General features: G+C 67.8%; 11 protein-coding genes and 3 pseudogenes. 8 read left to right on the top strand and 6 right to left on the bottom strand.

What is annotated here, in order from left to right; all coding sequences use genetic code 11:
* Nucleotides 1–147: 147 nt before the first annotated feature.
* A pseudogene (locus GFS60_RS30845) lies at nucleotides 148–354 on the top strand (potassium transporter Kef); the annotation flags it as partial.
* A gap of 384 nt (nucleotides 355–738) precedes the next feature.
* On the opposite strand, the gene GFS60_RS30840 reads toward GFS60_RS30845, so the two are convergent.
* Nucleotides 739–2,019: an MFS transporter gene (locus GFS60_RS30840; RefSeq protein ID WP_159927929.1), complete on the bottom strand. Its 1,281-nt coding sequence runs from the start codon at nucleotides 2,017–2,019 to the stop codon at nucleotides 739–741.
* 70 nt (nucleotides 2,020–2,089) lie between these two features.
* Nucleotides 2,090–2,752 (bottom strand): ArsR/SmtB family transcription factor, encoded by a 663-nt coding sequence (locus tag GFS60_RS30835; RefSeq protein WP_159927927.1) that lies wholly within the window; start codon nucleotides 2,750–2,752, stop codon nucleotides 2,090–2,092.
* 89 nt (nucleotides 2,753–2,841) lie between these two features.
* On the opposite strand from GFS60_RS30835, the gene GFS60_RS30830 reads away from it, so the two are divergent.
* Nucleotides 2,842–4,263 (top strand): MBL fold metallo-hydrolase, encoded by a 1,422-nt coding sequence (locus GFS60_RS30830; protein WP_236603563.1) that lies wholly within the window; start codon nucleotides 2,842–2,844, stop codon nucleotides 4,261–4,263.
* Here GFS60_RS30830 and GFS60_RS30825 read toward each other — a convergent pair.
* Nucleotides 4,173–5,404, bottom strand: a protein-coding gene (locus GFS60_RS30825) for an IS3 family transposase (RefSeq protein ID WP_159927925.1) whose coding sequence is annotated in 2 segments (ribosomal slippage) — nucleotides 4,173–5,083 and nucleotides 5,083–5,404 — 1,233 coding nt in all. Because the reading frame shifts where the segments join, the coding sequence is not laid out codon by codon here. The genes GFS60_RS30830 and GFS60_RS30825 overlap by 91 nt on opposite strands.
* A 132-nt stretch (nucleotides 5,405–5,536) precedes the next feature.
* Between GFS60_RS30825 and GFS60_RS30815 the strand changes: the two genes are divergently transcribed.
* A complete protein-coding gene (locus tag GFS60_RS30815) occupies nucleotides 5,537–6,853 on the top strand; it encodes an MFS transporter (protein ID WP_159927921.1) in 1,317 nt (438 codons plus the stop codon).
* 33 nt (nucleotides 6,854–6,886) lie between these two features.
* Here the strand turns inward: GFS60_RS30815 and GFS60_RS30810 are convergent, their stop codons facing one another.
* The 3 genes and pseudogenes from GFS60_RS30810 to GFS60_RS38740 all read right to left on the bottom strand — a co-directional run.
* Nucleotides 6,887–7,234 (bottom strand): SRPBCC family protein, encoded by a 348-nt coding sequence (locus tag GFS60_RS30810; RefSeq protein ID WP_159927919.1) that lies wholly within the window; start codon nucleotides 7,232–7,234, stop codon nucleotides 6,887–6,889.
* Nucleotides 7,235–7,348: 114 nt separating this feature from the next.
* Nucleotides 7,349–7,834: an SRPBCC family protein gene (locus GFS60_RS38745; protein WP_201453702.1), complete on the bottom strand. Its 486-nt coding sequence runs from the start codon at nucleotides 7,832–7,834 to the stop codon at nucleotides 7,349–7,351.
* An 18-nt stretch (nucleotides 7,835–7,852) separates the two neighbouring features.
* Nucleotides 7,853–8,191 (bottom strand): annotated as a pseudogene (locus tag GFS60_RS38740) (ArsR/SmtB family transcription factor); the annotation flags it as partial.
* 1,101 nt (nucleotides 8,192–9,292) lie between these two features.
* Between GFS60_RS38740 and GFS60_RS30800 the strand changes: the two are divergent.
* The 5 genes and pseudogenes from GFS60_RS30800 (at nucleotide 9,293) to GFS60_RS30785 (ending at nucleotide 13,227) form a co-directional block, all read left to right on the top strand.
* Nucleotides 9,293–10,660: a hemolysin family protein gene (locus tag GFS60_RS30800; RefSeq protein WP_159927915.1), complete on the top strand. Its 1,368-nt coding sequence runs from the start codon at nucleotides 9,293–9,295 to the stop codon at nucleotides 10,658–10,660.
* The gene (locus GFS60_RS30795; RefSeq protein WP_159927913.1) at nucleotides 10,653–11,669 is read left to right on the top strand and encodes a hemolysin family protein; all 1,017 of its coding nucleotides are present in this window, start codon (nucleotides 10,653–10,655) and stop codon (nucleotides 11,667–11,669) included. Before GFS60_RS30800 ends, GFS60_RS30795 begins: the two co-directional genes overlap by 8 nt.
* 315 nt (nucleotides 11,670–11,984) lie before the next feature.
* A pseudogene (locus GFS60_RS39400) lies at nucleotides 11,985–12,188 on the top strand (hypothetical protein); the annotation flags it as partial.
* Between the two features lie 423 nt (nucleotides 12,189–12,611).
* Nucleotides 12,612–12,986, top strand: a complete 375-nt coding sequence (locus GFS60_RS30790; protein ID WP_159927911.1) for an STAS domain-containing protein — start codon at nucleotides 12,612–12,614, stop codon at nucleotides 12,984–12,986.
* Nucleotides 12,987–13,008: 22 nt separating this feature from the next.
* Nucleotides 13,009–13,227, top strand: a complete 219-nt coding sequence (locus GFS60_RS30785; RefSeq protein WP_159927909.1) for a hypothetical protein — start codon at nucleotides 13,009–13,011, stop codon at nucleotides 13,225–13,227.
* The last annotated feature ends 281 nt before the right edge of the window (nucleotides 13,228–13,508 follow it).

The raw sequence follows: 13,508 nt of genomic DNA, 5'->3' as shown, positions 1-13,508 counted from the left end.
GGCTACGCTGTTCCCCAGGGTTCTCGTGGGCCGCCGATGGCATCCTGCCGGTCTCGGATCCGTGGGTGGGCTGCCGGAGGCCAGAAGTGGCAGCACACCGAGCCGGCTGGCGACCTGCCCCCACGGCATGCCCTCGGCGAGGGCGGCCCGGAATCGGGGCTCGCTATCGCTGAACGCATCGTCGAGCGGGACGAGATCGGTGGTTCGCCGCGGTATCTGCCGGACATCGTGCTCGGGGTGGTCCGTGACGGCCGCTTGCTCCGCGCCGGCACGGCGGAAGTCGATGTTGTCGAGGCCGGTGACAAGCTGCTCTACATTCGCCGAGTGATGGACCGCGCCGACCACAGCACATGACTCGAGAATCGGGCCGGCCTGGGCGCAGCTGAACGCGACGGCCAAATCTGGCGCCGCACACGTCGGGACCGCGTTGTCGGCGTGGACGGGCAGCTACGCCCACACCTACCTGATCCTCGCCGCCGCCCGCCGTGGTCGCCGCCCTGATCGGCGCCGCCAGCAGCCCCAACCACCGCACGACCGATTCCATCACCCGACGCCTGGGGGACAACTGAATTGAAGAACTACAACGTGACGTCGTCGGTAGGAGCCAGTCCGGCCCCACCACCTCCGCGCACGCCGGGTTGAACCCGGCGATCCTCGAGTCCGGGAACGAGCCATGTCGACTAGCGGATAATCTTTCGATCCGCTTGGCGCACAGATCGGAAATGTTCGTGGACAGGTCTATCGAAGTTCGTGGGTGACCGTTTCGTTCGCCGGTGACGGTGCTGACCCAGTCTTCGCCTTCACTCTGGCCGATAGGGCGAGGGCGGGCACGATGCTCAGCGCGATCACCCCACCGGTGACGGCGAGGACGGTGTAGTCGGTGGCCGCGACGATCATTCCGGAGGTCAGACCGCCGCCGGCGCCGGCGACTGCGATACACAGGTCGACGGTGCCCTGGGTGCGGGCCCGGGTGGCCAGCGGGACTTCGTCGGTGATGATCGTGGTGCCGCTGACCAGTCCGAGGTTCCAGCCGAGGCCGAGCAGGCCGAGGGCAAGAGCAAGACCGGGCACCGACGAGGCGGGCACCGTGGCCGCGGTGATGCCGGCGGCGAGCAGGGTGAGCGCCGCGGCGGCGGCGACCGGCCGCGGCCCGAGACGGTCGACGAGCAGCCCGGACAGCGGGGACGGGAGGTACATGGCGCCGACGTGGACGGCGATGACCATCCCGGCGGCGCCGACGCTGTGTCCGTGGTGCTGCATGTGGATCGGGGTCATCGTCATGATCGCGACCATCACCAGCTGGGTCACCACCATCACCGTGGCCCCGAGCACCACCGCCGGGGACCAGGTCCGCGCCGCCGCCGGGGCGGTCTCGTGGGCGGCCGGGGCGATTTCGTCGGCGGCCAGGGTCCGTGCCAGCAGCAGCGGGTCCGGGCGCAGCAGCACCCAGAGCACCAGCGCGGCGAGCGCGTAGGCGGCGGCGGAGAGCAGGAACGGCCCGGACAGCGCCGGGATGCCCCACCGGGTGGCTAGATTGCCCATCACGGTCACCAGGTTCGGGCCGACGACGGCACCGACGGTGGTGGCGACCAGCACCGTGCTCACCGCGCGGCCGCGGTGATGCGCGCTCGCCAGATCCGCTCCGGCGTACCGGGCTTGCAGGTTGGTCGCGGTGCCCGCGCCGTACACGAACAGGGCGATAAACAGCAGGGCGAGGTTGTCAATGACGGCGGCCGCCACCACGCCCAGGCTGCCGAGGGCGCCGGCCGCGTACCCGAGGGCCAGGCCCGTCCGCCGGCCGAGGCGTTGCGAGATGCGTCCGACGGTGACCGCGGCTGCGGCGGAGCCGATGGTGAACATGGCGCTGGGCAGCCCGGCGAGGCCGGTGGTCTCGAGCATGTCCTGGGCGAGCAGCGCCCCGACCGTGATGCCGGCGGCGAGCCCGGCGCCGCTGAGCACTTGGGCGCCGACCAGGACCGCGAGCGTGCGGCGCTGCTGCGGGATCTGCTGCGAACTCATCGATCACCTCGGGGTTTCGGGGGTGGGCCCGCACAGACTCCGGGACAGGGGATTCGGTGACGCGGGTTGGTCAGGTCAGGGAGTCGACCGGCAGGGCGGCCAGTCGCCACTCGAGCATGCCGTCGGTCAGCCGCGAGGCGGCCCGGCCGTGGCCGGTCAGCAGTCGGACCGCGTCGTGGGCGAGCACGCAGTAGGCGCCGCGGCAGTAGGCGACGATCTCCTGATCTTCGGGCAGCTCGGCGAGGTGATCGGCCAACTCGTCCAACGGTATCGACATCGCGCCGGGGATGTGCCCGGCCTCGTATTCCTCGCGGGGGCGCACGTCGAGCACCGTCACCTGCCCGGTCCTGGCCCGCTCGAGCAGCTGGTCCTTGCTGACGTGGTCGGTGTCGGCGGGGCCGAGATACGCGGCGGCGGCGGCCTCGACATCGGGCAGGTGGTCGTTGGCGACCGTGCGAACCAGCGCGAACAGCTGCGCCACATCCACTCCGGCGAGCCGGTAGAACACCTTGGTGCCCTCACGCCGGGTGGCGACCAGGTTGGCCTGCTTGAGGGTCTGCAGATGCGCGGACGCGGTGGTCAGCCCCAGCTCGCAGGCGCGGGCGAGGGAGTCGACGGTGCGTTCGCCCTGGGCGAGCAGATCGAGCAGTTCGAGTCGTTTGCCGCTGCCCAGGGCCTTGCCGACCCGGGCGAATTGGTCGAACAGTTCCGTCTTTGCCATCCGATCACCCATAGCATTCTCCAATCATCTTTGGAATAGTGTAGAACATGGATCGGATGTTCCGCCCGGGATGTCCGCGAAGCCGAGGCAGGGAGATGGCCATGGCCGGGATCGATCTGGTGCCGCTCGTCGACGAGGGGCTCGGCAATTCCGCGTATCTGGTGGATCTGGGGGACGGGCGGGCATTGGCAGTCGACGTCAGCCGGGATCTTCGGGCGGTGCATGCCGCGGCCGACCGCCGCGGGGTGACCGTCGCGTTCGCCGCCGACACCCACCTGCACGCCGACTTCCTTTCCGGTGCACATCAACTCGGCGCCACCGGGGGGACGCGGGTGCTGGCCTCGGCGGCCGGGGACCGGGAGTTCCCGCACACCGGGTTGCGCGACGGTGACGAGGTGGATCTGGGCGGGTTGCGGCTGCGGGCGCTGATGACGCCCGGGCACACCCACGAACATTTGTGCTTCCTGCTGCTCGACGGCGAGAAGGAGGTGGGGGTGTTCACCGGCGGGTCACTGCTGGTCGGCTCCGCCGCCCGCACCGACCTGATCTCCCCGGAGCGCACCGAGGCCCTCACCCGCGCCCAGTACGCCTCCCTGCAACGGCTCGTCGCACTGCCCGGCGACGTCGCGGTCTGGCCCACGCATGGGGCGGGCTCGTTCTGCTCGGCCCAACCCGGCACCGACCGCACCAGCACCATCGCCCGCGAGCGCGCCACGAACCCATTGCTCGCCGCCCGGGACGAGGACGCGTTCGTGCACCAGCTGCTGGGGTCGCTGGGCAGCTATCCGCCGTACTTCCGCCGGCTCGGGGAGATCAACCGGGTCGGCCCACCGCTGCTCGACCGGGAACCGGTGCTGCCGTCCCTGACCGTCGACACCGTCCGGACCTTGTTGGCCGAGGGCGCCGCCCTGATTGACGTGCGCCCACTGGCTCGGTTCGCCGCCGCCCACATCCCCGGTGCCCTCTCGATCCCGCTGCGGCCGGTCTTCGCGAGCTGGCTGGGCTGGCTCGCCCCGACCGACCGGCCCCTGATCATCGTCCGCGACCCAGATCAGGACGTGGCCGAGATCGTTTGGCAGGGACTGAAAATCGGGTACGACACTATGATCGGCGAACTCGACGGCGGTCTCGCCGCGTGGACCGCCGCCGAACGGGGGGTGGCCACCACGGCGCTGACCGGCCCCGACGCGGTCGAGGGCGTGCGGGTCCTCGATATCCGTCAACGCCCCGAATATCTGGCCGGGCACCTGCCCGGCGCTGTTCACATCGAACTCGGCGCCCTCCCTGGCCGGGTCGACGACCTGCCCCGCGAACCGACCGTGGTGATGTGCGGGCACGGCGAACGCGCGATGGGCGCCGCCAGCCTGCTCGAACGCGCCGGGCACCGGAACCTGACGGTGGGGGCTTCCCCCCGAGATGTGGACACCAATTCTTATGCGGCGGTGGCCAGCGTAGCCGATCGCTGCTCGAAGTCGATCGGACAGATCTGGCCGAGAGTGGAGTGCCTCCTTCTGGTGTTGTAGCGGGTGATCCAACGGAAGACGGCGGCGCGGGCCTCACCCGCGCTGTTCCAGCGCTTCCGGCCCTGGAGCGTCTCCCGTTTCAACGTCGCGTTGAACGATTCGGCGGCGGCGTTGTCCGCTGACGTTCCGACCGCGCCTCGCGACCGGGTCACTCCCAGCTCGCGGCAAACATCCGCGAAGTTCTGCGAGACGTATTGGGCGCCGTTGTCGCTGTGAAATATTGCCCCGTCGAGACCGGTGGCACCACGGGCGGCGGCCGCCGCCCGCAGCGCGTCAGTGACCAGCTCGGTGCGCATGTGTGGGGCGATCGACCAACCCGCCAGCCGTTTCGAGTTCAGATCCAATACTGTTGCCAGGTACAGGAATTGCCCGTCACCGACCGGAAGGTAGGTGATGTCCCCGACGTACTTGGTGTTCGGTGCGCTCGCGGTGAAATCGCGCCGGATCAGGTCCGGCACCGGAGTCGCGGAGGGTTCGGGGACCGTGGTGCGGACCGTCTTGCGCAGGTGCACCCCGACGATTCCGTTCTCGCGCATCACCCGTTCCACCCGCTTGTGATTGACCTCGATCCCGACATCGCGCAGCTCGGCCGTGATGCGTGGGGCCCCGTAGGTGCCATCGAAGTCGTCGTGGATGGCGCGGATGCGCGTCGCGAGCTCCTCGTCGGCGTGGGCGCGTTCAGCACGGGCCGGTGCGGCGGCAAGCCACCGGTAGAAGCCGGACCGGGACACCTCGAGGATCTGGCACAGCCACTTCACCGGAGCGGTGTCGCGGTGGTCGTCGACGAACTGGAAGCGGCTCACCAGTTGGTCTCGCCCGCGAAATATTTCGCGGCCCTGCGCAGGATCTCCCGTTCGGTTTCGAGCTTCCGGATCTGGGCCTTAAGCTGCTTGTTTTCTTCCTCCAACACGGACTCGGACGATACCTCGCCTGCCCGCGATGCCGGCCGCGCCGCCCCATTGGCCCGCAGCTCAGCCGTGGAGATACCGGTGCGTTTGCGTTCCGCGCGGACCCAGTTGCGCAGAGTCTCGCGGCTGACTCCCAGGTCGTTGCCGATGCCGTCGAAGGTGTGGCTCGGATCGGACAGATACAGTGCGACGGCATCGGCCTTGAACTCCGCCGAGTACGCCTTCATGACCATTGGTGACATCTCTTCCTCTGGGCCCTCACGACCCAGTGTTCACGATGTCCTCATTCAGGGGGGAACCCCCGTGCTCGAGGGCGGACCCGACGACTGGGCCGCCGCCACCGGCCGCACCCTCGCCACCGGCGCATGAGCAGAGACCGGCACCTGAGCACCGTCGCGCCCAGGCCGATCCGGCTCGGCCTGGGCGCCAACCTTGCCCAGTTCGGCCTGCTCGTCGCCGTCAACGCCCTCGTCGGCGGCATGGTCGGCCAACAGCAGACCGTGCTGCCGCTCCTCGCCGCGAACGAATTCGCCCTCACCGGTTACACATTCATCTTCACCTATGTCGCCGCGTTCGGGCTCACCAAGGCCGCCGCCAACTACTTCGCCGGAACGTGGTCGGATCGGTTCGGCCGCAAGCCGGTGCTGCTGGTGGGCTGGCTGTTCGCCATCCCCGTCCCGTTGATGCTCATCGCCGCCCCCAACTGGTGGTGGGTCGTCGCCGCCAACGTGCTGTTGGGTATCAACCAGGGCCTGACCTGGTCGACCACCGTGGTGATGAAGATCGACCTGGTCGGGCCCGCCCGCCGCGGCCTGGCGATGGGCCTGAACGAGGCCGCCGGCTACGGCGCCGTCGCCGTCAGCTCACTGCTGGCCGGCTACCTCGCCGAGCAGTACGGGCTACGGCCCGCCCCGTTCCTGCTCGGACTCGCCTACACCGCCCTCGCGCTGCTGCTGTCCGGGGTGTTCATCCACGAGACCCGCGACTACGCGCGACTGGAAGCCGCGCAGCACACCCCCCGCGCGGACGGTGCGCACGATCACCTGCACGCGGACCTGACCGACCGGCAGATCGCCGTGGCCACCAGTTTTACCGAGCCCGCCCTGTCCTCGGCGAGCCAGGCGGGTCTGGTCAACAACCTCAACTTCGGGCTTTCCTGGGGCCTGTTCCCGCTGCTGTTCGCCACCGCCGACCTCAGCGCCGGGCAAATCGGGTTGCTGTTCGCCCTCTATCCCGGGGTATGGGGCGCCGGACAATTGGTCACCGGTGCCCTCTCGGACCTGATCGGCCGCAAGCACCTGATCACCGCCGGAATGTTCCTGCAAGCCGCAGCTTTGGCGCTGATCGCCGCCTCCCACGGCTTCCTCGGGTGGGCTACCGGCACGGTGCTGCTCGGGGCCGGCACCGCCATGGTCTATCCCACCCTCCTCGCCGTGATCGGGGACGTCGCCCACCCCGCCTGGCGTGGGCGCGCCGTCGGGATCTACCGGGTCTGGCGCGACAGCGGCTACGCCGTCGGCGCCATCCTGGGCGGTATCGTCGCCGACCTGCTGGGCATGCACGCCGCAGTGTGGGGCGCCGCCGCGGTCAGCACCGCCGCCGCCGTGGCCGTCGCGGTCCGCATGTACGAAACCCACCCCACACCCATCCGCACGAACACCCCGCGCACCCCGCGAGGATGAGCCCCATCTCCGGGTGGCGAGGAGGTGCGGCGTCTAGTTCTGCTGTGCCGGTTGCGCTTCCAGGCGCTGCCCGAGCATGGCCAGGTTACGTGGCATCTCCTTGCGGGCCCGTGGACGCACCGCCAGTGGCACGAGAACCTTCCCGATCCCGTGCCCCTCGAAGTCCACCGCGATCGTCACCCGTGAGCGGTGCCCCGAGTCGAGCGGATCGACGGTCACATCCACGACCGCCCGAATCGGGCAGTCGACCCCGTGCACACCCCAGGCGCGGGGCGGATCGACATGCGTCAGTTCGGACGTGACCGACCGTTCGGCGAACCCGATGATGCGGCGGGTGGTGAGGCATTCCCCGCCGACCCGCGGGGTCCCATCGCCGTCCATGTGGCCGCTAACGACACCCTTCTGCCACCGGGCGAAGCGAGTCGGGTCGGTGACGAAAGGCGAACACCTGCCCCGGTGGGCGGTCGACCTCGATGCTGGTCGTGATCGGCGCCATCAGGACCGCTCGTTCGCGACGACCTCGAGGTAACGCTGCAGGTAGAGCGGCCACCCGGCGTCGTGCCCGACACCATCGCGGACCGCTTCCCAACCCTCGCCGTGGCGCTGAAGGTTACGGTGCTCGAGCTCGACCCGGGTGCGATGATCGGATTCGGCAATGAACCGGACCTCCACCTCACTGGTCTTGTCCGGATCCGTCTCGATCTGCCAGTGCCCGTTGATGTCCCAACTGAACACCACCCGGTTCGGCGGCTCATAGGCGAGCACCCGCGCCCACCGGCACTCGCTGCCGTCCACCCCGCGATCGTAAATGTGACCGCCCACCCGGGGTTCGAACACGGTCTCGGCGATCGGAACCCCCATGATGTTGTGCTCACGCGGCTTGATCGCATCGAATCGCTCGACGAACAGCGCGAACGCGCGCTCCAAACCTGCGTTCACCACGATCTGCTGCTGCACCGGTTCGGCGTGTGTCTGTGTCATGACCTCTCCTGCGGGTTGTTCGACCGCGTCCTTGTACGCGGTCAGGGCCTGTGCCCAGAACCGGTCGAGCTGCGTGCGCAGCACGCTGATCCCGGCCGGGTCGAGGTGATAGATGCGTCGGGTGCCTACGGCCCGGTCACGGACCAGCCCGGCGTCCTTGAGCACCTTCAGGTGTTGCGAGACCGCCGGTCGGCTGATCGGCAGCTCGCGGGCGAGTTCGCCGACCGCGCACGGTCCCTCGGCCAGGCGCGCGAGGATCGTGCGCCTCATGCGGTCGGCGAGTGCACCCCATTCGTCTCCAGCTTGGTAAGTGTCTACGAACGGTAAGTCTTCGCTTACACCATGATTGGTTGTCAAGGGGGCCTGGCTGACGGGCGGTTGTCCGGGCGGGAGACACGTGCGGAGCTGTTCAGGATGTGTCGACAAGGCCCGGAATATGACGTTTTCCGACACCAGTCTTCGGCGATCGCCGGGGTGGCGAATCCAGGTGAGGACCGCGTCGAGCGTGGTGGAACACAGGGGAGCCGCTACCCCAGGTGGTCCAGTCGGTCAGCGCGGCTCGCCGTCTCGAACTCGTCCGCCCGCCAATACTGACCAGTGACGGATCCATCACCGGGATCACTCCGTCACCGCCGCCGGCCGAGTAGAAAATCGGCAAGTGAACGTTTCGTGGTGGTGATGCAGTATCGACTTATGTCTCCGACGATCGGAACCGTTCGTAGCTGGAATCTCGACGAGGGCTGGGGCGTCATCGACTCCGCCGAGACGCCCGGTGGTTGCTGGATACACGCGACGACGCCGTCGACGAAGACTTGCATGGGCTTGGATCTTGGTCGTCAAGTGTTCTTCGAATGGGAACGCCTACCTGGGGAGGGAGTTCAGGAGGCTACGACTTCGTCGCTAGCGGCGCATGGTACGTCGGCGACGAACCGTATCGCCGCCCCCAGAGTCCTAACACCGGTGCGTTCAGCACGTCATTGACGATCACCCTCGACGACGACCCTGACCACAAGGCTCCCAGGATTCCGCCCGAGGTTACGCCTGAGGAGTACTTCCGCCCAGAACGCCCTGGCAGCCGTTGAGAGAACCGATCAGCGATCGCTATCCGGACTTAGATGCACCACGATCGGGTTTGATGTCGTGCCTCTTCTGACCGACTTCACGATCTCTACCGTCGCGCACAGGTGTCGGCTCGCAGATCCCCTCGGAACGATTCGACTGATCGGTGTCCGCCACGTGTCGCCCGCGAGGGCCGGGGTGGCGGCCTTGTTGCCGCGCCGGGGATGGGGCACTGCAATGGTAAAGGGAACCTTTACCATTGCAGTGTTCGTCGTATCTGGTGAACACCTCTTGTTGCCGAGTTGTAGAGAGAGTTATGAGCAGCGCTTCGCGCACACCTCGAAGACCCCGCCCGCCCCGTGCTGACCGCAGCCACCGATCCCGGTTGCGGACAAGCAGATGGTGACCGTTCTGGGCATCGCGTTCGGTGTCCTCGTCGTAGTCGCCATTACCGCGGTGACCGGGTACTTCGTTGCCCAGGAATTCGCCTATATGTCGGTGGACCGCTCCCGGTTGAAGGCGCGCGCCGAGGCCGGGGATACCGGGGCGGCCCGCGCCCTGACGGTGACCCGCCGCACCTCGTTCATGCTGTCGGGTGCCCAGCTGGGTATCACGGTCACCGGGCTGCTGGTGGGGTATGTGGCCGAACCGCTGATCGGGCGGGGCCTCGGGGAACTCCTCGGCGGCGTCGGGGTGCCGACCGCGGTCGGAATCGGAGTCGGCGCCGTCCTGGCGGTCCTGTTTTCCACCTTCGTCCAGATGCTCTTCGGAGAGCTGTTCCCGAAGAACCTGGCCATCGCCCGCCCCGAACCGGTCGCCCGGTGGCTGGCACTGTCGACCACCCTCTACCTGCGGTTGTTCGGGTGGTTGATCTGGTTGTTCGACCAGTCCTCGAACCTGCTGCTGCGGGCGCTGCGGATCGAGCCGGTCCACGACGTCGAGCACTCGGCGACCCCCCGTGACCTCGAGCACATTGTCGCGCAGTCCCGCGATGCCGGGGAACTGCCGCCGGAGTTGTCCACGCTGCTGGATCGGATTCTGGACTTCCCCACCCGCACCGCGGAGCACGCCATGATCCCGCGGGCGCATGTCGACACCGTCCATCTCGACGACCCGGTCGCCGCGGTGCTTCAGAAGATGGGTTCGGGGCACACCCGGTACCCGGTGGTCGGCTCCTCCACCGACGACCTGCGGGGTGTGATCCACCTGCATGATCTGCTCACCGAGCCGGCGCAGGGCACAGCACAGTCCCGCTCCCGTGGTGCGGTTGTCGTGCCGACGTCGCTGCCGCTGCCCGACGTGCTGGCCCAACTGTCCACCGTCGGAGACGAGATGGCGCTGGTCATCGACGAGTACGGTGGCTTCGCCGGAATCGTCACCGTCGAGGACATCGCCGAAGAACTCGTCGGCGAGATCGCCGACGAACACGACCCAGTCCTCGCCGCCGCGGCGGCCGGCTCGCCGGCCGACGGCTGGCTCATGCCCGGCGATCTGCATATCGACGAAGTCGAACGCCTCCTCGATCACCGACTGCCCGAGGGGGAGGTCGAAACCCTCGCCGGTGCCGTCATCACCGAATTCGGTGGCCTTCCGGCCATCGGTGACCGCGTCACCCTCCGGCTGGCCCCTGATCCGGGGGAGCTGGTGCACGAGAGCGAACCGCCGAACCGTCACCTGATCGCCGAGGTTCGCGCCATCGACAAGCACGTTCCGTCGTTGCTGTTCGTCACCCTCGTCACCGCGCAGGCAGGAGCCGGGCATGAGTAATCCCTGGGTCATCGTGGTCGTCACCATCGCACTGATCGGCGGGAGCGCCTTCTTCGTCGCGATCGAGTTCGCGTTGATCGCGGCCCGCCGGCACCGCCTCGAGGACGCCGCCCCCGACAGTAAGGCCGCGCGGGCTGCCCTGCGCAGCGCCTCGGAGTTGTCGGTGCTGTTGGCCGGCTCCCAGCTCGGGATCACCGTGTGCACCCTCGCCCTGGGTGCGGTGACCAAACCCGCCGTCCACCACTGGCTCACCCCCGCCTTCGCCGGGTGGGGGGCACCGCTGTGGCTCGCCGACGTCGCCGGTTTTGTCCTCGCCCTGATCATCGTCACCTTCTTGCACCTGGTCGTCGGGGAAATGGCACCGAAGTCGTGGGCGATCGCGCATCCGGAGAAGTCGGCGACGATGCTGGCGATCCCGATGCGCGGCTTCATGTGGCTGACGCGGCCGGTGCTGCACGCGCTGAATCAGATGGCGAACTGGTGCCTGCTCAAGGTCGGGGTGCAGCCGGTCGACCAGGTCGGCTCCGGTCAGGATTCCGACGCACTGCGCCACCTGGTGGAGCATTCCGCGACCGTCGGCACCCTCGATGAGCGCTACCACGGGCAGCTGACCAGCGCACTCGAACTCGAGGCCCTGACCGTCGGCGAGATGGTCCGGCCGAATCCGACGCCGAGTAGTGTCCCGCCGGAGGCGACGGCCGGCGAGGTCCGCGCGGCCGGACAGCGCAGCGGGCACCTGCGGCTGCTGGTGCGCGGCGATACCGGGGTCGAGGGCGTCGTGCACGTGCGCGACAGCCTGCAGGCACCGTCGTCGTACACGGCACGGGCGTTGATGCGCTCGGTGCTCACCCTGCCCGCCGACACCCCGGTGTACGAGGCGCTGGCCGCCATGCGCGAGACGCGCAGCCACCTCGCACTTGTCCTCGATGACGAAGGTGACGTGACCGGGCTGATCACCCTCACCGACGTGCTGCATCGGCTGTTGCCGGCCACCGGTGCCGCCGCCTGACCGGCGGCCCACACAGCGGGCCGTGAGCGGCGCAGACTCGCGTCAGGGCTCGCCCTCGAGGTAGAGCCGCCAGACCCAGTACCCATATGGTGGAGTAAACATGCCAAACCTCGACCCGAAGACTCCGACAAGTTCGTGAGAATTTCTCAGTGACAAGACATTACGAACCTGCAGTCGGATGCACAGCTGATGACACCGAGCAGTGGATCCTACAGATCGTAGGTTCGCACGATCGGTCAGTTTCTCAATTTGGTGTTAGTGCAGGTGAATCTGGACTGTATACCTGTGCATGTTTCGGGTAAGCACCAATTCGTGGTGTCGAGGGACCGGATTGCCGAACTGCGGGGAGCACGTACTCCTTATCGACCCGGCCAACGGTGGCCGAGTCGGGTGGATACGCATCTCGCGGAGGGGGTCACGGCTGTGGAAGTGGATCGGGGGGTGCAGTCGGCGTCGATTTTGCATTCGAACGGTGACGCGTTGGACATTGCGGTGAAGGTCGACGCCATCGTCGGGGTTAGTACGCCCCCAAACCACACACCGGGTTCCTAATTCCCTGATCTATCAACCGGGCAACGGGTGATACGAACGCCACAGCAAATGTTGCTCGATACAGTTATTCGATACAGCACCCTTACCGGAAGCCCGGTGGATCTCACGGGGGTGAGGACGGCGCCGGCCACGGTGAACCGAGAGCTGGCTCGGCATTGCAATCACATAACCATGCGCCGGTACCGGGCACTCGGCGTTGGCCATCGTTGACACAGGTCACTAGCGTGGACGGCAGAGACGATCTACACACGCGGTACCCCAGCCCTGTGTCCTTGGGGGTCTGCATGTGTGGGCGATGATTCCCCACACCGATTCGCACCGAACGGAATATTGGTGAACACCGAACCTTCTTCAGCATGCGCGCCAGAACTGCGCGGGTGGCCGCACTCGGTGTCCAAGACCGCCAGCACGGAGCCCATGCTGCAGGTCGGTATCGAGCACCGCACCGACGGTATTGCGGTGCTGTCTGTGTGCGGCGAGATCGACATCACCACCGCACCCGTGCTGGTGCCGTACCTGCGGAAAGTGACCATCGACAACGGTGATCTGGTCCTCGATCTGACGCGTGTGCCGTTCCTCGGATGCACTGGTATGGCGTTGTTCGACAGCGCCGCGAGCCGAGTGCGCCGCCGGAACGCCACCCTCACCACGGCCGCGCAACCACAGGTGCGCCACATACTGCACCGAACTGGCCTGGACACCACGCTGGGCTGCTGCGACACGGTCGACGACGCTCTTGCCGCAGCACGCCGAATCCCCAACTGAGCCTCGTAGACAGGAGAAGACGATGCGAACCCGAAGCCGGCTCTCCGGCCTACTCGGCGTGCTGGTGCTGATCTGGCTGATCATCGGCGCCGTCGCCGCCGGGCAACGCGGATACTATGATGACGCCTCGACCCACTGCGCCAGCGTCGGCACCATCGCCGTCACCATCGTGGCCGGGCCGCTGAACTACGCCGGCGTGAACCCCACCGTCGACTGCCAATACCCGCAACCGGCCTCGTAGGCGCGAGTCTGGTCCGCCACCTTTCCCGCTCCTGCAGGCTGACGGCGAATGGAATCGCATCCCGACCGTCTGGCCTCGACAACCTTTGTGGGGTGACCGCCGTCGAGGCCGTCACCCGGTGCACACAGGCTTGTGGTTGGTGCTGAGCTACGTCACCGCTTCCGGCGCCACGTCTTCCGACGGTACCGGTGGTGCTGATCGAGGAGGATCTGCGGGCGCTGCCATGCGCTGTGCGGTATGCGCGTGGCCCTCCGGGGGCGGGGCGTTGCCCAGGGGTCGGT

This window comes from Rhodococcus sp. WAY2 (assembly GCF_009859915.1).
GTDB lineage: Bacteria > Actinomycetota > Actinomycetes > Mycobacteriales > Mycobacteriaceae > Rhodococcus_F > Rhodococcus_F oxybenzonivorans.
The sequence above is the reverse complement of the archived record's forward strand: the minus strand, read 5'-3'. Positions and strand labels throughout refer to the sequence as shown.

Bases quoted from the DNA above. Each gene is read 5' to 3' on its own strand.
- GFS60_RS30840 (WP_159927929.1), bottom strand. From the start codon at position 2,019: ATGAGTTCGCAGCAGATCCCGCAGCAGCGCCGCACGCTCGCGGTCCTG.
- GFS60_RS30810 (WP_159927919.1), bottom strand. From the start codon at position 7,234: ATGGACGGCGATGGGACCCCGCGGGTCGGCGGGGAATGCCTCACCACC.
- GFS60_RS30795 (WP_159927913.1), top strand. From the start codon at position 10,653: ATGAGTAATCCCTGGGTCATCGTGGTCGTCACCATCGCACTGATCGGC.
- GFS60_RS30835 (WP_159927927.1), bottom strand. From the start codon at position 2,752: ATGGGTGATCGGATGGCAAAGACGGAACTGTTCGACCAATTCGCCCGG.
- GFS60_RS30815 (WP_159927921.1), top strand. From the start codon at position 5,537: ATGAGCAGAGACCGGCACCTGAGCACCGTCGCGCCCAGGCCGATCCGG.
- GFS60_RS30830 (WP_236603563.1), top strand. From the start codon at position 2,842: ATGGCCGGGATCGATCTGGTGCCGCTCGTCGACGAGGGGCTCGGCAAT.
- GFS60_RS38745 (WP_201453702.1), bottom strand. From the start codon at position 7,834: ATGACACAGACACACGCCGAACCGGTGCAGCAGCAGATCGTGGTGAAC.
- GFS60_RS30785 (WP_159927909.1), top strand. From the start codon at position 13,009: ATGCGAACCCGAAGCCGGCTCTCCGGCCTACTCGGCGTGCTGGTGCTG.
- GFS60_RS30800 (WP_159927915.1), top strand. From the start codon at position 9,293: ATGGTGACCGTTCTGGGCATCGCGTTCGGTGTCCTCGTCGTAGTCGCC.